We start from the raw sequence: 18,463 nt of genomic DNA, 5'->3' as shown, positions 1-18,463 counted from the left end.
ACCTCGCGGTGTCGCACGATCCCGCCCGTCGAGCCGTCACGCCGGCGGTCGGTCCTTCGCGGTCAGCCCTTCGCGGTCAGCCCTTCGCCGAAGGGGTCTTCCCGGCCGCGTCCGTCGCCGTCTCCTCGACGGAGGCGTCCGGGTCCGGCGACTCCTTGAAGTCGACCTTGCCCATGTGCTTGTTCATGGACTTCATCAGGCCCCAGACGGCCAGGGCCATCACCGCGAAGACGATGAAACCGAGGACGCCGGGTGTGACCTTGTCCTCGTCCAGCTCCTTGGCGAGGGGGACGAGGTGTGTGACTGCCAGGCTTACGCTCATGCCTGGCATTGTCCCCCAGGGCTAGCGGATGCCCGCAAAGAGGTCGTCCTCCGGGAGCGAGGTGTCCACGAGGGACTTCGCGAGCTCGTACTCCTCGGTCGGCCAGACCTCCTTCTGGATCTCCATGGGGACCCGGAACCAGCCGCCGTCGGGGTCGATCTGCGTGGCGTGGGCGATGAGGGCCTTGTCACGGATCTCGAAGAACTCGGCGCAGGGCACGTGCGTGGTGAGAGTGCGGTCCTTGTGGTCGGACTCGTCCCAGCGCTTGAGCCAGTCGCCGTACGGGGACTCCAGACCGCGCTCCAGCAGGGCGTTGTGCAGCGCCTCGGTGCGCGGGCGGTTGAAGCCCTGGTTGTAGTAGAGCTTCTGCGGCTGGTACGCCGGGCCGTACTCGGCCTCCGGGTACCGCTCGGTGTCCGCCGCGCCCTCGAAGGCCACCATCGAGATCTTGTGGGTCATGATGTGGTCGGGGTGCGGGTACCCGCCGTTCTCGTCGTAGGTGGTGATCACCTGGGGACGGAACGCGCGGATCCTGCGGACCAGCTCGCCGGCCGCCTTGTCGACGTCCTCCAGGGCGAAGCAGCCGTCGGGAAGGGGCGGGAGGGGGTCGCCCTCCGGGAGGCCGGAGTCGACGAAGCCGAGCCACTCCTGGCCGACGCCGAGGATCTCGCGGGCCTCGTCCATCTCCTTCTTGCGTACCTCGTGAATGTGCTCCTCGATGTACTTGTCGCCCTGCAGTTTCGGATTGAGGATGGAGCCGCGCTCCCCGCCCGTGCAGGTCACGACCAGCACGTCCACCCCCTCGGACACATACTTCGCCATGGTGGCCGCACCCTTGCTCGACTCGTCGTCGGGGTGCGCGTGCACGGCCATCAGTCGCAGCTGGTCAGTCAAGACTCATTCCCTCGTAAGTCGGCGCCCGGCCTGAACGATCGGTGACTCGGCCCGGCGCGATCCGGTGAGTCCATACTGCCGCCCCGCGCGGACACCCGTGTGGGGCGGCCGTCAGGCGCTGGGCGGGGGGCTTCTATAGTGACGGCATCGGGGGGTGGGATATTCCCGGTCCGGATCAGAGAGGGCGACCATGACGACGGCGGGCACACGGCTTCCCGAGGGTCGCTACGGCCGCTCCACGGACGAGCGCCCCGACCGCAAGCTCATGATCGTCGGCAGTGTCCTGGGCGCGGTCCTCCTCGTCCTCGTCGGCTGGTTCGCCTACCACTACGTCGCCGGCAACCGGATCAGCGTCGAGATCTACACCTTCGATACCTCGGCGACCTCGGTGAAGGTGCACCTCAGGGGCGACAAGGACGCCGGTGTCGAGGGCTACTGCACGGTGCGCTCCCAGTCCGAGGACGGTGCCGAGGTGGGCCGGGCGGACTTCCGCTTCGCCGCCGCCACCACGGACATCGACGAGGTCGTCACCCTGAGGACGACGGCGCGCGCCACCACCGCCGAGCTGCTCGGCTGTCACGTCGGCTGATCCGGCCCACCGCACCCCGGGCCCGGCCCGCGACCGAGCCATCGGCTCCCCGTACCTCGGCCCTGACCTGCGTCGACGTAACGCTTGTGGTTTATGTCCTCCCCCTTGCGCCACTGAATTGTTAGGCTCGTGGTTTCGCCCACTCGTGAAGGAACATGCTTCTGGGTAGGGCGATGCTTTGTATTCCCAGTACCTACGAGGAGCACCTGTGACCCAGACCAGCGAGAACGTCACCTGGCTGACCCAGGAGGCGTACAACCAGCTCAGGGCCGAGCTGGAGTACCTGTCTGGTCCTGCGCGCACGGAGATCGCCGCCAAGATCGCGGCCGCGCGCGAGGAGGGCGACCTGCGCGAGAACGGCGGGTACCACGCGGCCAAGGAGGAGCAGGGCAAGCAGGAGCTCCGTGTGCGCCAGCTGACCCAGCTCCTGGAGAACGCGAAGGTCGGCGAGGCGCCGGCGTCGGCGGACGGCGCGGTGGCTCCCGGCATGGTCGTGACGATCGCCTTCGACGGCGACGAGGACGACACCGTGACCTTCCTGCTCGCCTCCCGGGAGTACGCCAGCTCCGACATCGAGACCTACTCGCCGCAGTCCCCGCTCGGCTCGGGCGTGATCGGCAAGAAGGTCGGCGAGGACGCCCAGTACGAGCTGCCGAACGGCAAGTTCGCCTCGGTGAAGATCCTCAAGGCCGTGCCCTACCAGAGCTGACCGCACGTCCCTCGCTCGGCCCGTGGCCCCCGGCGCCCCCTCGGCGCCGGGGGCCCGGTCGTGCACCGCTCAGTCGATGACGGTGTAACCGGCCTCACGCAGGGCGAGGTTGACCTCCGCGCAGTGCTTCGGGCCCCTGGTCTCCAGGTGCAGTTCGACCTCCACCTCCGTGAGCCCGAGCCGGGGGTCGGTCCGTACGTGGCTCACGTCCAGGACGTTGGCGTCGACGGCCGACAACACCCCGAGGAGCGTCGCGAGGGCGCCGGGGCGGTCGGTGAGGCGGAGGCGTACCTGGAGGTAGCGGCCGCCGGCGGCCATGCCGTGGCGCAGGATGCGCTGCATCAGCAGCGGGTCGACATTGCCGCCGGAGAGCACCGCGACGACCGGCCCCTCGAAGGACTCCGGGTCGCGCAGCAGGGCCGCGACGGGACTGGCGCCGGCCGGTTCGACGACCAGCTTGGCCCGCTCCAGGCAGAGCAGCAGGGCGCTGGAGAGGTCGTACTCCGAGACCGTGCGGATCTCGTCCACCAGGTCGGCGATGATCCCGAACGGCACGTCGCCGGGCCGCCCGACCTTGATGCCGTCGGCCATCGTCGCCGGGTTCTCCACCGCCACGGGCAGCCCGGCGGCCAGCGACGGCGGATACGCGGCGGCGCCCTCCGCCTGGACGCCGATGACCCGCACGTCCGGCCGCAGCGCCTTCACCGCGACCGCGACGCCGGCCACGAGCCCTCCGCCGCCGACCCCGACGACGATCGTCCGGACCTCCGGGCACTGCTCCAGGATCTCCAGGCCGACCGTGCCCTGACCGGCGATGACGTCATGGTGGTCGAACGGGTGGATGAACACCGCGCCCGTCTCGGCCGCGTACTCCTGGGCCGCGGCCAGCGTCTCGTCGACCACCGTGCCGTGCAGCCGTACCTCGGCGCCGTACTCCTCGGTCGCGCTGATCTTCGGCAGCGGGGCCCCCTTCGGCATGAAGACCGTGGAGCGCACCCCGAGCAGGGAGGAGGCGAGGGCGACCCCCTGGGCGTGGTTGCCGGCGCTCGCGGCGACGACTCCGGCGGCGCGCTCCTCGGGCAGCAGACCCGCGATCCGGACGTACGCGCCGCGCAGTTTGAACGAGCCCGTCCGCTGGAGGTTCTCGCACTTGAGGTGCACCGGCGCGCCGACGAGCTGCGAGAGATGCCTGCTGCCCTCCATCGCGGTGACACGTGCGACGCCGGTAAGCATCTTCTGGGCGCCGCGCACGTCGTCGAGCGTCACCACCGGAAAGGAGTCAGCCGTGCTGTAGCTCATGACCACCAGTCTCGCAGTTCACAGCGGTGGAACGCGGGTGTGACCAAGGCGCGGGACGGGTTTCAGCGGCGCCGGTACACCCCGCGCCCGGTCCGCGTACTCTGTCCCCCAACCCAGCGCCCCACGCATGAATTGAGCCTTTGGCCATGCCCACAACACCTGAAATGTCGATGGACATGACGACCGTCGGTGACACCGGTCTTCTCGACACGCTGCAGCACGAGGTCGCGGTGTTCGCACGCCGTGCCGAACAGACCCGGCTCGGCGGCGTCGGGCAGGTGCGCAACTCCATGGACCGAGCCGCGTACCTGCTGCTCAACCGCCTCGACAACGAAGGCCCGATGGGGGTCAAGGCGCTCGCGGCCAGCATGGGGATCGACTCCTCGACGGTCACCCGTCAGGTGGCGCCGCTCGTGGACACCGGACTCGTCAAGCGCACCTCGCACCCGGAGGACGGCCGGGCGGTGGTGCTCCAGCTGTCGCCCCGCGGGCTCGCCCGCCTCGAGGAGGTACGTTCCTCCAGGCGTCAGCTGATGGCCGAACTCACCCAGGACTGGGCCCCCGAGGAGCGCGAGGCGTTCTGCTCCCTCCTCACCCGTTTCAACACGGCGCTCTCCACCCGCATGGCGGCGGCGCCGGAGGCACCGTCGCCCTCCTGACCCTTGACCGCGCCCCCGCTCCTGGCCTCATATGAGACCGGGGCCTCGTCGTGACGGCGGACACCACCGTGCGCGGCGGACCGAACCGTGGGCGGCCGGGCCCCGTTCCCCTCAGGGTCGGCCTCAGGCGGGAGGCGCGGTGCGAGATCGGCAGGTGGCCCAAGGCGCCCTCCGGGCACGGGAGTTCGAGGCGTTCGTCGCGGGCGCCGCGGGGCGGCTGCTGCGGACCGCCACCCTGCTCACGGCGGAGACGCCGGACGACAACCCGCGCGCGCGGCGGTTGCTGACGCACGCCCTCGCCCATACGTACGCCACCTGGGACCGGCTGCGCGGCGAGGACCCCTACGACCGGACCCGTCAGCAGCTGGCCCTCCGTTTCGCGCGCGCGGCCTGGCACCACCACGCCTTCTTCCGCCACGCGCGCGGGGGCGTCCTGCGCGTCCTCGGCCCCCAGGAGCGGCTGATCCTGGTGCTCCGGCTCTACGAGGGGGTCGCCGAGGAACAGACGGCGGCGCTCCTCGGGCTGCCCGTCGAGCGGGTGCGGACGATCTGTCTGCGCGCGATGGCGACCGTGCTGCATCCCCCGCGCGAGGTCGCGGCCCAGCAGGTGGTGGAGGTGGCGCCGTCATGAGTCTGCGAGAGCGTGAGTCGGCCGTACGGCTGATCCTGGAGCGCGGGCCGGTCCAGGTGCCGCCCGACCTGTGCGCGGCGGCGATGCGACGTGGCGGGCGCATGCTGCGGCGCCGGACGGTGGCCCGCCGTCTGCTGTGGCTGGCGCTGACGGCCGCCGTGGTCGCGTTCCTCGTGTGGGCGCTGACGACCCGCCCCTGGGTGGAGCCGCCGTCGACGACGACCCCACCGGTGGTCGACTGGTGAGCGACCGGCGGCCACCGGTGGGCGACCGGGAACGGTCCCGGTCGCGTCCGGGGGGTGCCTAGCCCATGCCTAGCCCAGGGCCTGCTGGAGGTCCTCCAGGAGGTCGTCGACGTTCTCGATGCCCACGGAGAGACGGACGAGGTCGGCGGGCACCTCCAGGGCCGAGCCGGCGGCCGAGGCGTGCGTCATGCGTCCCGGGTGCTCGATCAGGGACTCGACGCCGCCCAGGGACTCGCCGAGGGTGAACACCTTGGCGCGGTCGCAGACCGCGACGGCCGCCTCCTCGCCACCGGTGACCCGGAACGACACCATGCCGCCGAACGCCTTCATCTGCTTGGCGGCGACCTCGTGCCCGGGGTGCTCGGGCAGGCCAGGGTAGAGCACGCTCGACACGCGCGGGTGCCGGGTCAGCATGTCGGCGACCTTGGTGGCGTTCTCGCTGTGCCGGTCCATGCGGACGGCGAGCGTCTTGGTGCCGCGCAGCACCAGCCAGGAGTCGAAGGGCCCGGCGACCGCGCCCATCGCGTTCTGGTGGTACGCCAGTTCCTCGCCCAGCTCCTGGTCGCCGACGATCAGGGCGCCGCCGACGACGTCGGAGTGGCCGCCCATGTACTTGGTGAGCGAGTGCACGACGACGTCCGCGCCGAGCGCGAGCGGCTGCTGGAGGTAGGGCGTGGCGAAGGTGTTGTCGACGACCAGCTTCGCGCCGGCCTCACGGGCGACCTGGGCGACGAGCGCGATGTCGGTGATCCCGAGCAGCGGGTTGGAGGGGGTCTCCACCCAGACGACCTTCGTCTTCGGGGTGATGGCGGCACGGACGGCCGCGGGGTCGGAGGTGTCGGCCACCGACCAGTCCACGCCCCACCGGGAGACGACCTTGGCGAAGAGGCGGAACGTCCCGCCGTACGCGTCGTTGGGGATGACCACGTGGTCGCCGGGGCTGAGCAGCGTACGCAGCAGGCAGTCCTCGGCGGCCAGGCCGGACGCGAAGGCGAGGCCGCGACGGCCGCCCTCCAGGGCGGCGAGGTTCTCCTCCAGCGCGGTGCGGGTGGGGTTGGCGCTGCGGCTGTACTCGTAGCCGCCGCGCAGGCCGCCTACGCCGTCCTGCTTGAAGGTCGAGACCTGGTAGATCGGCGGGACGACGGCGCCCGTGAGGGGATCCGCGGTGTTGCCCGCGTGGATCGCGAGGGTCTCGAAGTGTTGGCTGGTGTGGGTGTCGCTCATAGCTGTCGAGCCTAAGCGCTCCGCTGGGTCAGCGGCGCCTTCCGGGGTGGGGGCAACGGTGCTTTGGCGGGTGCGGGTGCGTCGTGGCTGGTCGCGCCCACGCGGCGGAGCCGCATGTCGAAACAGCCCCGCGCCCCTTTCGGGGCTGCGCCCCGTTCATCCGTGCTGCGCTCGCCGGAGTTATCCACAGACCCCCAACCGGGTTGGGCAATTGTCGGCGGCGTCTGGAACCCTTGTCGCATGGAGATTCTCTGGGTCCTGATGGCGATGCTCATGATCGGGTTCGTGGTGTGGCCGATCGTGGCGCGGCGGCGGGCCGGTATTCAGCAGGTCGAGGCGGGGCATCCGGACGCGGCGGACCCGGCGAACTACGGGTTCGTGCGCCAGGAACTGCTGGACGTGCGGATGCCGGGGCCCGACCAGGATCTGCTGGACGTGCTGGACGTGGTGCAGCGGTCCCAGGACTACCGCGCGGCGAAGCAGCTGCTGGCCGGTACGGACGCGGTGGGCGAGGTCAGATGGCAGCGGGTGCAGGCGTTCGCGGGCGCGGCGGCGCTGGAGCTGGCGCAGCGTCCCGGCGGGGTGGGCGAGACGCCGGGCGGACAGTGGCTGCGGGTGTGGCGCGCGGAGGCCCCCAAGGACGCGGGCGGCGCGGCGGTGCACGCGGAGTTCCTGGTGCAGCAGGCGTGGCGGACGTCGACGCCGGGCACGGACGACTTCCGGATCATCATGGAGGAGGCCAGGTCGGCGTGCGGTGACGCGGCGCTGCTGGCCCCGGGCGACCCGATCCCGTACATCATCGAGCTGTCGGTGGCACGCGGGCTGAAGTACTCCCGCGAGGAGTTCGAGCAGCTGTGGCTGAAGATCCTCGACCGGGCCCCGGCGCACATGGGCGCGCACCTGGCGGCCCTGCACTACTGGTGCGAGAAGTGGCACGGCTCGCGGGAGCTGGCGTACTCCTTCGCCGAGGCGGCCGCCGCCCGCGCGCCGCAGGGTTCGCTGCTGGCGGCCATGCCGCTCTTCGCGGTGTTCGAGCACCTGCCCGAGGTGAATCTGGTGCAGGGCTTCTACGAGAGCGAGGTCGTCACCAAGGCGATCCACGGCGCCCTGTTCGCGGTGCACGCGGCGCGCCCCGACGACCCGATGCTGGCCCATGTCCGCCATCTGCTGATCCTGTTCCTGGTCCGCTCCGAGCGCTGGTCGGAGGCCATGAACCAGCTCGTGCACGTCGACGGCCACGTGGGCGCGCTCCCCTGGACCCTCACCTCCGACCCGGCGGCGGACTACGCGCTGTACCGGGCGCTTGCGGTCGCGGGGTACGAGGCGAACGGCGGCAGTCCGGCGACGCTGCTGCACTGACCCGGCGAGACACCCGGCCCCTCCGGTAAGCCCTTGCGACCCCGCACAGCCGTGCGAAATACTCCGCCCCTCACACCTTTGGTCATGGACACGCCCCAGAGCGCCCCTGGCCGCCCTTTTTCACCGTATACATGATCGTTGTTCGCGATCTTTCCGTGGGGGGAAGACTGCCCAATGGGCGCGACCTTGCGCGCACTGCGCGCCCTCGTGCTGCTCGTCGGCTTCTATCTGCTCGGCGTGATCCTGCTCGCGGCGCTCGCAGGCGCCGACTACCTGCTCCACCTGCACGCTCCGTCCGGCGTCGCCGCCAAGCTGTACCTGGTCTCCGTACTGCTCGCGATCCCGCTGGTCCGCGGCCTGTTCATGCTGCGGACACCGAAGGGCGAGGAACCGCCGGGCCTGCCGGTGACGGAGGCCGACGAGCCCGCACTGTGGCGGACGGTCCGGGAGCTGGCCGACCAGGTCGGCACCCGGGCGCCCTCCCGGATCGTCCTGACGGCCGACGTGAACGCCGCGGTCGCCGAGGACGCCCGCCTGCTCGGCCTGCTGCCCGGCCCGCGCCGCCTCTACCTCGGCGTACCGCTGCTCCAGGGCCTGACCGAGGCGCAACTGCGCGCCGTCCTCGCCCACGAGCTGGGCCACTACTCGAACTCCGACACCCGGCTCGCCGCCCTCACCGTGCGCGGCCGCGCCCAGGTGCTGCGCGCCGTCCGGCACTTCGAGGAGCGGGCCGACAAGACCGCCGGACGCGAACGGGCCCGGCAGGAGAAGAAGAACGCCAAGGCCGCGGCCAAGGGGAAGAAGACCCGGGAGATCGACACCCGGCACGCGGGCGTCACGTACCGCGTGATGGCGAAGATCTACATCGGTTACGCCAAGCTGTACATCCGCGCCACGCTCGCCGGTTCCCGCCGCCAGGAGTACGCCGCCGACCTCGCGTCCGTCCGTGTCGCCGGCCGGGACGCCACCGCGTCGGCGCTGCGCGAGATACCGGCCCTGGACGCGGCGTACGACTTCTACATGAACAGCTACGCCACGCTCGGCGCCGAGGCCCGGCTGATGCCGCCGCGCGGCGAGTTCTTCGGCGGCTACGGCCGGATGCTTACCGCCCGCCAGCTCGAACTGGTCGGCCTGCGCACCGACCTGCCCACCGAGCCGGCCTCCCCCTACGACTCGCATCCGCCCATCGCCGACCGCGTCGAGCGGATCGAGGCGCTGCCCGCCGACGGCCGCACGGACGAGGCCCGGGGCGTGGCACTCGGCCTGCTCGCCGACCCGGACCGGACCCTCGCGGCGCTGGAGGACGCGGTCCTCACCGAGGACGTGCTGCGGTTCGGCCGCACCGCCGACTGGCAGGAACTGCTCGACCATTCGATGGTCGCGAACTTCGCCTCCCTCGACACTCCGCTGCACCGGGCGCTCGCGATGTACACCAAGGAACGCCCGACGCTGGCCACGCTGCTCAAGGTGATCGACGACGGTCAGCTGTGGCAGCTGGCGCGGCGGCTGCCCCTGTCGGACCAGGCGGCCGAGGCGCAGGGGCGGGCCTTCCGTGAGTTCGTGCGGCCCGCGCTGGCCGACGCGCTGCACGGCATGGTGCTGGCCGAACTGAGCGCGCACTCCCGGCTGAGCTGGGACTTCTCCTGGTCGGAACCGGCCGCGGTACGGCTGGCGCCCGCGCCGGACGGCACGGAGAGCGACCTCGGCACCGCGATCGAGGCGGCCGTGGCCGACCACCCCGACACCCGCCCGCTGCGCACACTGCTGCCCACCCCCCAGGGCCCCGCCGCCCGAGAAACGGACGCACCGCGATGACCGTACTGCTGTGGATACTGGCCGTCCTGGCGGTACCGACCCTGCTCTTCGGGCTCTGGATCGCCGGGGTGTTCCTCAAGGAGTTCTTCCGCCCCAGCGGCGACGTCGACCCGGACGTCGCGGAATCGATGGGGCTGCTGCCGGCCGAGCGGCAGAACACCGAGTTCGCGGGCCCGCTCCCGGCCGGGGTGGACTCGGCGCTCGCCGCCGTCCGCGGCGGGGACTGGAAGGCGGCCGCCAAGCTGATGCACGACACCGGCCGGGACTGGGAGCGCCGCTCCTTGGCCGCGTATCTGCTGGGCGAGATCGCGGCCAAGGAGGACGACTGGCTGCTCGCATGGGAGGCGGACCGTCCCGACGACCCCGACGCCGCCGTCGTCCGCGCCCGGAGCACGGTCATCCTGGCCTGGGACCTGCGCGGCGGGAAGAGGGCCAAGTACACGACCGGTGAGCAGTTCCAGGGCTTCCACCGGATGCTGGAACGTTCCCGCGAGGAGATCGGCCGGGCAGCGGCGCTCAACCCCGACGATCCCACGCCGTTCATCACCGAGATCTGGGTCGCGCTCGGGCTCGGCTACCCGCACTCCGAGATGGACCGGCTCTGGTCGGAGATCACGGCTCGCGCCCCGCACCACTACGAGGCCCACTTCTCGGCGCTCCAGTACTGGTGCGCGAAGTGGAGGGGCTCGGAGAAGCTGGCGACGGAGTTCGCCGAGCGCGCGGCGGCCCAGGCACCGCTCGGCAGCCTGCTCACCGCGTTCCCCCTGATCGCGCACTTCGAGCACGACACGTCGGACGACGCGGAGGCGGACCGTACCCCGAGGATGATCGGCCGCGTGGACGCCGGTCTCACGGACGCGGCCGCGGCCGACCCGACGCACCCACGTCTGCCGGAGCTGAGGCACCTCCTCGCGTACTACCTCTCCCTCCAGGACCGTGACGACGCCGCGCTCGAACAGTTCAGGCTGGTGGACGGGTACGTCAACGCGCTGCCGTGGCGCTACCAGGGCGACGGCGAGGCGATGGCCGCGCACTACTGCCGGATCCGCAACGCGTCGGCTGCGGCCGTGGCGGCGGCGTCCGACTGAGCGGGCCGCCCTGGACCCAGGGCCCAGGGCTCGGCACAGCCCGGCTGCGGAGCCTCCGCCTTCCGCCGGGCCCTCTCGCGGTCGGTCAGCTCTCCGTGCGGGCGGGCAGCCGCCATCCCGGGCGCGGGAAGTGGCAGGTGTAGCCGTCCGGGTAACGCTGCAGGTAGTCCTGGTGCTCGGGCTCGGCCTCCCAGAAGGGGCCGACCGGCTCCACCTCGGTGACGACCTTGCCCGGCCACAGGCCGGAGGCGTCCACGTCGGCGATCGTGTCCTCGGCGATCCGCTTCTGCTCGTCGTCCACGTAGTAGATCGCCGAGCGGTAGCTGAGGCCGATGTCATTGCCCTGGCGGTTCCGGGTGCTCGGGTCGTGGATCTGGAAGAAGAACTCCAGGAGGGCGCGGAAGTCGGTCCTCTCGGGGTCGAAGAGGATCTCGATGGCCTCCGCGTGCGTGCCGTGGTTGCGGTACGTGGCGTTCGGCACGTCACCCCCGGTGTATCCGACCCGGGTCGCCGTCACCCCCGGGAGCCGGCGGATCAAGTCCTGCATTCCCCAGAAACATCCGCCGGCCAGCACGGCCCTCTGCGTCTGCGCGGTCATCGCGACCCTCCCATACAGTCAGCTCGGTGGCTCGGCGTACTCGTCTCGCACACCGCCGCCCTCCGATGCCCACCGTCCTCAACGCGCGAGCGCTCCAAGCGATTCCGTGCCGGCCCAGCGGCCACCGTGCTCAGGCCCCATGGCCGCCGCCCTCCGGCTCGAAGTCGGCCAGCATGCGTTCCAGGGCCGCCTGGTCCGGGCCCGTGAAGGGCGGGGCGTCCGGGGCCGTGGTGAGGGTGTCGAGGAGTGAGCCGGTGATTCCCGCGGCCGGGGGCAGATGGGTGGAGAGGACGAGGTCCGGCTTGCGGTCCTTCAGCGGCTGGAAGGTCGCGAGGTACTTGTCCAGGTCGACCGTCCTGACCCAGGGGCTGTCCACCGTGGCCCACAGCAGCTGGGCGGTGCGCAGATCGTCGACGGCGATGTCCCGCACGTCGCCGGCCTGGGCGAGGTCGGCCGTGGGGAGCGGCGCGCCGAAGCAGTCGGAGCTGAAGCAGACGCCGGTGAGGTCGTCGAAGAAGCCGACGGTGGCGGGGTTGTCGAACAGGGGCGGGCGGAAGCCGGTGAGCGTGCGGTCGCCGATGTCCATCGTCTCGCCGGGGTTCAGCAGATAGCAGCGGTCGAGGGGCAGCGGGCGTTCGCAGGAAAGGATCCCCGCGCCGACGAAGGTCGTCACGACCCGTGCGTCGGGCGCCTCCGCGAGCAGGTCGAAGATGCCTCCCGTGTGGTCCCGGTCGGGATGGGTGAGCCAGATCCAGCGCACGTCGCGCGGGTCCAGCACCGAGCCGAGCGTCTCGACGAACATCCGGTCGGGCAGACCGAGGCCGGTGTCGACCACGACCGGCTGGGCGGACAGCAGGACGAACGCGTTCACCGGGATGTGCCCGATCCCCGGCACCTCCAGGCTGTCGGCGAGAACGCTGATGTCCGGGCGCAGCCGGTGGACGGTGCCCGGACGGGTCTTCTGCAGGGGCATGTCGCTCACACCTCGCAAGCCCCCCGGGTGATGATCGCGTCGCGGCCGCCTGTCTCTCTCCCGTTCCCTCCATCGTCGGGCCGCACCCCCCACGGGGCAAGCGGCACGGGGGCGGAGCCCCGTGCCGCTCGAGGGGAGCGGGGAACTGCGCGACCGGCCCCACTCACTCGCGGCCGGACACGGCGCGACCGCCCGGCCCGACGCGAACCGACGCGAACCGACGCGCTCAGATCGTCGCCGTGTCGATCACGAACCGGTAGCGGACGTCGCTCGCCAGCACCCGCTCGTACGCTTCGTTGATCTGGTCCGCGCGGATCAGCTCGATCTCGGCACCGAGGCCGTGCTCGGCGCAGAAGTCCAGCATCTCCTGGGTCTCCCGGATGCCGCCGATACCGGAACCCGCGAGGGTCTTGCGGCCGGCGATGACCGAGAAGAGGTTGAGGGCGACGGGCTCCTCGGGGGCGCCGACGTTCACGAAGGCGCCGTCGGTCTTCAGCAGCGACAGGTACGCGTCCAGGTTCAGCGGGGCCGAGACCGTCGACAGGATCAGGTCGAACGTGCCCGCCAGCTCCTTGAACGTCGCCTCGTCGCTGGTCGCGTAGTAGTGGTCGGCACCCAGCTTCAGGCCGTCCTCCCGCTTGCGGAGGGACTGCGACAGCACGGTCACCTCGGCGCCGAGCGCGTGCGCGAGCTTGACGCCCATGTGGCCGAGGCCGCCGAGGCCGACGACGGCGACCTTCTTGCCGGGGCCCGCGTTCCAGTGCTTGAGCGGGGAGTACGTGGTGATGCCGGCGCACAGCAGGGGGGCGGCCTCGTCGAGGGCGATGCCGTCGGGGATGCGCAGGGTGAAGGCCTCGTCGACGACGATCTTCTGCGCGTAGCCGCCGTAGGTGGGCAGGCCGTCCTTGCCGATGCCGTTGTACGTCTGGACGTTGCCCTTCTGGCAGTACTGCTCCAGGCCCGCCCGGCAGTTCTCGCACTCGCGGCAGGAGTCGACCATGCAGCCGACGCCGACCTTGTCGCCGACAACGAACTTGGTGACGCCGGAGCCGACGGCCTCGACGACACCGGCGATCTCGTGGCCGGGGACCATCGGGAAGATCGCCTCTCCCCAGCCCTCACGCGCCTGGTGGATGTCCGAGTGGCAGATACCGGCGTACTTGATGTCGATCAGAACGTCGAACTCGCCGACTTCTCGGCGCTCGATCGTGGTGCGCTCCAGCGGAGCCTTGGCGGCGGGCGCCGCGTAGGCGGCAACAGTGGTGGTCATGCCGGAATTCTCCTGATCTTCGTCCTGCATCCGGCCTGCCTTCCGGCCGGCTGCGAGGACCAGCCTGCCCCACATCCCGAAGGTCACCCAGGTCACGGCTTTGCGTACGTCCGCTGGTCCTATCACTGGTGGGGTCAGGCTCACAGGCGTGTGTGGTCGTACGACCATGAATACTTGCCGTATGGACGAACAGCCCGAAGCCGCTCGGGAGCCCCAGGCCGGTCAGGCCGCCGGGGCGCTGGACCGGCGTGCCGAGCTCAGCGAGTTCCTGCGCACCCGGCGGGCCCGGCTGCAGCCGGAGGACGTGGGACTGCCGACCTTCGGGCGGCACCGCAGGGTCCCCGGGCTGCGCCGGGAGGAGCTGGCGCAGCTGGCCGGTGTGTCGGTGGCGTACTACACGAGGCTGGAGCAGGGCAACGGGCGCAATGTGTCGGCGGAGGTGCTCGACTCCATCGCGCGCGCCCTCCGGCTGAACGACGCCGAGCACGCGCACCTCACCCACCTCGCCAAGCCGAAGGCGCACAAGAAGAAGCGGTCGGCCCGGCCGCAGCAGGTGCGGGGCGCCCTGCGGCAGCTCGTCGACACCCTGGACGGCATCCCCGCGTACGTCACCGGCCGGCGCTCGGACATCCTCGTCTGGAACCGGATGGCGGCGGCGGTGTTCGGTGACTGGTCGGCGCTGCCGGCGCACGAGCGGAACTGGGCGCGGCTGGTGTTCCTGCGGCCCGACTACCGAGATCTGTACGTCGACTGGGACCAGAAGGCGGCCGACATGGTGAGCTATCTGCGGATGGACGCGGGCTGCCATCCGGACGATCCGCTGCTGGCGGCGCTGGTGGGCGAGCTGTCGGTGAAGAGCGAGGAGTTCCGGCGGCTGTGGGCGACGCACGACGTGAAGGAGAAGAGCCACGGGGTGAAGCGCATGCACCATCCTTTGGTCGGTGCACTCACCCTCTCCTTCGAGACGTTCAGCATGCCCGACGACCACGAGCAGAACCTGATCACCTACCACGCCGAACCGGGCTCGCCCTCCGCCGACGCCCTGCGTCTGCTGGCCAGCTGGGGCACGGACGCTACCCGCGCGTCGACGGCGGCGCCGTAGCCGGGTGCCACGGCGCCGCCCGAGCGGGAGGGGTCATGACGCGTTCGTGGCGCGGACGTCCAGGAAGCGTCCTTCACCTGCCTCCCTACCCCCCTTCCGTCACCTGCCGAAGTACGCGTCGTGGATCGTCACCGTCGACCGGTTCCCCTTCTTGTCGGTGACCACGGCGCGCAGGGAGACGCTCTTCCCCGCCGCCGGAGCCTTCTGGGTGAACCGGCTGTTCTTCAGGGCGACCTTCGTCCACTTCTTGCCGTCACCGGACACGTACACGGCCAGCGACTTGAGGTTCCCGCCCTTGGCCGCGCCCTGCACGGTGACGCGGACGGTGCCCTCGCTGCCGGCGGGGGCGGTGCTGTCGAGTCCCAGGAACGGGGCGCCGAAACGGACGGTGGAGGCCGGGAGCTTCGTGTCGCTCGCGGTCTTTTCCGAGGTGAAGGTCCAGCTCGCGTCGATCCGGGAGGCGGCCCCGGCCAGATCGGCGGAGCGGGAGATGGATGTCGTCAGACGGTAGGTGGCGAGGCCCGCCGGGACCTTGAACTGCCCGGACCCGTCCAGCGCGTCCTCGCTGGTGGCGATCTTCTCGCCGCCCCGGTGGAGGACCGTCGTGACCTTCTCGTAGAAGGAGGCCCCCGCGTGCCCGCGCCCGTCGGCGAACATCGGCAGCAGCCCGTACAGCTGGTTCCGGTCGCGGCGGATGCCGTAGAACCCGGCGATCTCGGGGCCGAAGACCCCGACATTGAAGGTCTGTGCGTACGTCCGGCCGGGCTTGAAGGTGAGGCTGTCGCCGGTCGTGTAGTACGCGTCCAGCAGCGGGAAGCCCTGCTCGTCGTCGGCGCCGTACTGCTCGAAGTCGAGGCTCCACTTCACCCCGCGCACGGCGGACAGATGCAGCGTGCGGGTGCCGGGCAGCGGCTGCGGGACGGCGACGGCGGGTGAGCCGGGGCTGCCGGGAAGCCAGGCCCAGGGGATGACGGCGCCCGTCTTCCCCGCGGCGGAGGAGCCGAGGCCGGTCCTCACGGTGGACAGTTCGCCCTTCTTCCAGCGCTTGGTGAAACCGGTGGCGAGCTTCGTGACCTTGCCACCGGTGGCGACGGCGTACTGCTCGGTGTCGCCCTTCGTCCACTGGCCCACCCAGTTCTGGCTGAGCCGGCCGCCGCCGATCTCCGGACCGAGGTGCGCGGTGCGGAACCCCTTATAGGTGTCGAGCAGCCATCCGAAGGTGTACCCGCCGCCGGACTCCAGGGTGAACTCCGGTGCGGCGAAGGCCGGTTCGGCAGTGCTGCCGGGCACGGTGATGTCCACGGGCTTCGTCGCGCGGGCGTCCAGGGTGAGGGTGGTCCTCCGGTCGACGGTGAGCCTCGGCCGGGACAGCCAGGCCGCTCCCTCGCCGTAGTCCTTCGGGTCCACGACGATGCCGGCGTTGAAGATGTACGTGCCCTCCGGCACCCGCACATCGACCGTGCCGTCCTTGTCGTACGGCGTGAACCACGTGCCCTCGGCGAGCCCCTCGATGCCGGTCAGGTCGAGCATGTGGTGCGCGGCGGGCCGGCCGTCCCGGTCGATCACCTTCAGCGTGACGTCGTACGACTCCTCCTCGCGCTGCACGGCCGCCGCCGTGCGGACGCCCTGCCCGCCGCCCTCGGCGACGACGTACGCGGTATAGGCCCCGTCGAGGGTGCCGCCGAGCCTGGTGTCGGCGGTGACCTTCACGGAGGCCCGGCCGCCCGCCGGGACGGTGACCTTCTTCGCGCCGAGCCGGAAGAAGCCGGCCGGGGCGGATTTGCCGTTCGGGGCGGTGCCGGTGACCGAGAGGCCGAGGGTGACGGCCTCGGTGCCGAGGTTCCGGTAGGTGAGCTTCCTGGTCACCGGCTTGTCGTCGGCGTGCGGCCACTCCTGGACCCCGAGATCGACCGAGACCGGGTCGGCGACAACCGTCTGCTTGATCGCCCTGTCGACGCGGATACGGCCCGAGCCCTGCGCGAAGGGCGTGTACGGGCCGCCCTTGGCGGAGGCGACGAGGACGGCCTTCAGTTCGGCGTACGTCCAGTCGGGGTGCTGTTGCTTGAGGAGGGCGGCGGCGCCCGCGACATGCGGGGTCGCCATCGAGGTGCCGGAGATGGTCAGGTACCCGTCGGGCTTCTGGCCGACCTCCTCGTCGATGACGCTGCCCGGGGCCGCGGCGGCGGTGATGGCGACGCCGGGCGCGGTGACGTCGGGTTTGATCTGCCCGTCCATGCCGGGGCCCCGGCTGGAGAACGGGGCGATCCTGTCCTTGTCGTCGACGGCGCCGACGGTGAGGGCGGCGGCCGCGCTGCCCGGCGAGCCGACCGTCCGCTCCCCGTCGCCCTCGTTGCCGGCGGCGACCGCGAAGAGGATGCCCTTCTCGGCGGAGAGCTTGTTGATCATCGCCTCCATCGGGTCGACCTCGGGGGTGTCGCCGCCGCCCAGACTGAGGTTGACCACGTCGGCGCCCTGCCCGGCGGCCCACTCCATGCCCGCGATGATGCCGGAGTCGTCCCCGAAGCCCTCGTCGCTGAGCACCTTGCCGTTGAGCAGCTCGGCGCCGGGCGCGACGCCCTTGTACCTGCCCTTGGACCGGGCCCCGGTGCCCGCCGCGATGGAGGCGACGTGCGTGCCGTGGCCGTACTTGTCGGTGGTGTCGGGCGAGGTGGAGAAGTTCTTGGCGGCCGCCACCTGGCCCTTGAGGTCGGGGTGGGTGGCGTCGACGCCCGTGTCCAGTACGGCGATGGTGACGCCCTTGCCGTCGAAGCCCGCCTTCCATGCCTTCGGGGCGCCGATCCGGGCGACCGAGGTGTCGAGGGCGACCTTGCGGACACCGTCCAGCCAGAGGTTCGCGACCCCGGCGGCGGTGGTGCCGTCGGCGTCGGTGACCGCCTTCCACAGCTCGGCGGCGTCGTCCCTCGGGGTGAGCACGGCGTCGGCGTTCAGGGTCTTCAGGGTGCGCCGGACCTTGGTGTCGCCGGCGTCCCGGACGTCGGCGCGGGCCCCCGCGGCGGCTCCCGCGTAGCCGACGATCAGGGTGAGGCCCTGCTTCTGCGCGGTGCGGGTGGCCGACCGGCTCAGCACGGTGATGTCGAAGAGCCGTTTGTCGACCCTTCCGTCGGCGATGAGCCGGGCCGCGTCGGCCGGCAGCACATACGTGTGGCCATGGGCCGTGCGAACCTGCACCGGGACGCCCTTCCGGCCCTTCGCCCGCTCCAGGCCCAGCACCCGGCCGCCGTCGTCGACGAGCACGCGGTCGCCGGTGACGAGGGTGATGCGGTGGCTCACCCTGCCTCCCGCGCCGCGGGTTTCAGGGCCGCCGACCGGAGTCGCGCCGGGGGCGCGCACGGATATCGCGGACGCCGGGCTGGTCAGGCCCGCCGTCGTCCCCACGGTCGTGCCCGCCGTCACCACCACGGCCGACGCCAGGGCGGTCACGGCCGTACGCGCACGCTTGACGTGTCTGCGCAAGTCTCCCCCTCGATCCCGCTGTTCCGGTTAATCCGGTTGATCCGGTTGATCCGGTTGATCCGGTTGATCCGGCCAGGGGACCCTCCGCACACATACACGTCAATTCCCCCCGGTCTACGCAGTATGACCGGGGGTCAACTCGTGCCACATGCCTCGCGGCTGGGCGCAAAGCGGCGAAGTACGGGCCGGCCGCGACCCGCACGCGCCCCCGT

At 71.3% G+C, this 18,463-nt stretch carries 17 protein-coding genes; 9 read left to right on the top strand and 8 right to left on the bottom strand.

The genetic code is table 11. The features are described from left to right. Nucleotides 1-76 precede the first annotated feature (76 nt). Nucleotides 77-322, bottom strand: a complete 246-nt coding sequence (locus tag GWK25_RS05490) for a hypothetical protein (RefSeq protein WP_215448736.1) — start codon at nt 320-322, stop codon at nt 77-79. A 21-nt stretch (nt 323-343) separates the two neighbouring features. Continuing rightward, nucleotides 344-1,195 carry a mycothiol conjugate amidase Mca gene (gene mca / locus GWK25_RS05485; RefSeq protein ID WP_184906449.1) on the bottom strand — a complete coding sequence of 284 codons (852 nt, stop codon included), beginning with the start codon at nt 1,193-1,195 and terminating at the stop codon, nt 344-346. 211 nt (nt 1,196-1,406) lie between these two features. On the opposite strand from mca, the gene GWK25_RS05480 reads away from it, so the two are divergent. Both GWK25_RS05480 and greA read left to right on the top strand, forming a co-directional pair. After that, on the top strand, nt 1,407-1,805 hold the full coding sequence (locus tag GWK25_RS05480; protein WP_215448735.1) for a DUF4307 domain-containing protein: 399 nt from the start codon (nt 1,407-1,409) through the stop codon (nt 1,803-1,805). Between the two features lie 208 nt (nt 1,806-2,013). Then, nucleotides 2,014-2,514, top strand: a complete 501-nt coding sequence (gene greA / locus GWK25_RS05475; RefSeq protein WP_184904219.1) for a transcription elongation factor GreA — start codon at nt 2,014-2,016, stop codon at nt 2,512-2,514. Nucleotides 2,515-2,583: 69 nt separating this feature from the next. Here the strand turns inward: greA and ilvA are convergent, their stop codons facing one another. Beyond that, a complete protein-coding gene (gene ilvA, locus GWK25_RS05470; protein ID WP_215448734.1) occupies nt 2,584-3,813 on the bottom strand; it encodes a threonine ammonia-lyase in 1,230 nt (409 codons plus the stop codon). 164 nt (nt 3,814-3,977) lie between these two features. On the opposite strand from ilvA, the gene GWK25_RS05465 reads away from it, so the two are divergent. The 3 genes from GWK25_RS05465 to GWK25_RS43230 all read left to right on the top strand — a co-directional run bounded on the left by GWK25_RS05465 (nt 3,978) and on the right by GWK25_RS43230 (nt 5,348). After that, nucleotides 3,978-4,472 carry a MarR family winged helix-turn-helix transcriptional regulator gene (locus GWK25_RS05465; protein WP_184906451.1) on the top strand — a complete coding sequence of 165 codons (495 nt, stop codon included), beginning with the start codon at nt 3,978-3,980 and terminating at the stop codon, nt 4,470-4,472. A gap of 139 nt (nt 4,473-4,611) precedes the next feature. Further along, nucleotides 4,612-5,103, top strand: a complete 492-nt coding sequence (locus tag GWK25_RS43235; protein ID WP_217185446.1) for a sigma factor-like helix-turn-helix DNA-binding protein — start codon at nt 4,612-4,614, stop codon at nt 5,101-5,103. Continuing rightward, nucleotides 5,100-5,348: a hypothetical protein gene (locus GWK25_RS43230; RefSeq protein ID WP_251828726.1), complete on the top strand. Its 249-nt coding sequence runs from the start codon at nt 5,100-5,102 to the stop codon at nt 5,346-5,348. Before GWK25_RS43235 ends, GWK25_RS43230 begins: the two co-directional genes overlap by 4 nt. Nucleotides 5,349-5,417: 69 nt before the next feature. Here the strand turns inward: GWK25_RS43230 and GWK25_RS05455 are convergent, their stop codons facing one another. Beyond that, entirely contained in the window at nt 5,418-6,572 is a 1,155-nt protein-coding gene (locus GWK25_RS05455; protein WP_215448733.1) for a cystathionine gamma-synthase, read from the bottom strand. A 240-nt stretch (nt 6,573-6,812) separates the two neighbouring features. Between GWK25_RS05455 and GWK25_RS05450 the strand changes: the two genes are divergently transcribed. From GWK25_RS05450 to GWK25_RS05440, 3 genes are all read left to right on the top strand, one after another. Beyond that, nucleotides 6,813-7,931 carry a hypothetical protein gene (locus tag GWK25_RS05450; protein WP_215448732.1) on the top strand — a complete coding sequence of 373 codons (1,119 nt, stop codon included), beginning with the start codon at nt 6,813-6,815 and terminating at the stop codon, nt 7,929-7,931. 174 nt (nt 7,932-8,105) lie between these two features. Further along, nucleotides 8,106-9,746 (top strand): M48 family metalloprotease, encoded by a 1,641-nt coding sequence (locus tag GWK25_RS05445; protein WP_215448731.1) that lies wholly within the window; start codon nt 8,106-8,108, stop codon nt 9,744-9,746. After that, nucleotides 9,743-10,834 (top strand): hypothetical protein, encoded by a 1,092-nt coding sequence (locus GWK25_RS05440; RefSeq protein WP_215448730.1) that lies wholly within the window; start codon nt 9,743-9,745, stop codon nt 10,832-10,834. Before GWK25_RS05445 ends, GWK25_RS05440 begins: the two co-directional genes overlap by 4 nt. Before the next feature lie 85 nt (nt 10,835-10,919). Here GWK25_RS05440 and msrA read toward each other — a convergent pair whose 3' ends face one another. The 3 genes from msrA to GWK25_RS05425 form a co-directional block, all read right to left on the bottom strand. Continuing rightward, nucleotides 10,920-11,432, bottom strand: a complete 513-nt coding sequence (gene msrA, locus GWK25_RS05435; protein WP_215448729.1) for a peptide-methionine (S)-S-oxide reductase MsrA — start codon at nt 11,430-11,432, stop codon at nt 10,920-10,922. A gap of 130 nt (nt 11,433-11,562) precedes the next feature. Continuing rightward, nucleotides 11,563-12,405 (bottom strand): MBL fold metallo-hydrolase, encoded by an 843-nt coding sequence (locus GWK25_RS05430; protein WP_215448728.1) that lies wholly within the window; start codon nt 12,403-12,405, stop codon nt 11,563-11,565. 226 nt (nt 12,406-12,631) lie between these two features. Beyond that, entirely contained in the window at nt 12,632-13,675 is a 1,044-nt protein-coding gene (locus GWK25_RS05425; protein ID WP_215448727.1) for an NAD(P)-dependent alcohol dehydrogenase, read from the bottom strand. 181 nt (nt 13,676-13,856) lie between these two features. Here GWK25_RS05425 and GWK25_RS05420 point away from each other — a divergent pair, with 181 nt between their 5' ends. After that, complete coding sequence (locus GWK25_RS05420) at nt 13,857-14,777, top strand: helix-turn-helix transcriptional regulator (RefSeq protein ID WP_215448726.1); 921 nt, start codon at nt 13,857-13,859, stop codon at nt 14,775-14,777. A gap of 99 nt (nt 14,778-14,876) precedes the next feature. Here the strand turns inward: GWK25_RS05420 and GWK25_RS05415 are convergent, their stop codons facing one another. Then, nucleotides 14,877-18,251, bottom strand: a complete 3,375-nt coding sequence (locus GWK25_RS05415) for a S8 family peptidase (RefSeq protein ID WP_215448725.1) — start codon at nt 18,249-18,251, stop codon at nt 14,877-14,879. Between the last annotated feature and the right edge of the window lie 212 nt (nt 18,252-18,463).

The sequence above is a fragment of the Streptomyces sp. ATCC 21386 genome (assembly GCF_018728545.1).
Lineage (GTDB): Bacteria > Actinomycetota > Actinomycetes > Streptomycetales > Streptomycetaceae > Streptomyces.
The sequence above is the reverse complement of the archived record's forward strand: the minus strand, read 5'-3'. Positions and strand labels throughout refer to the sequence as shown.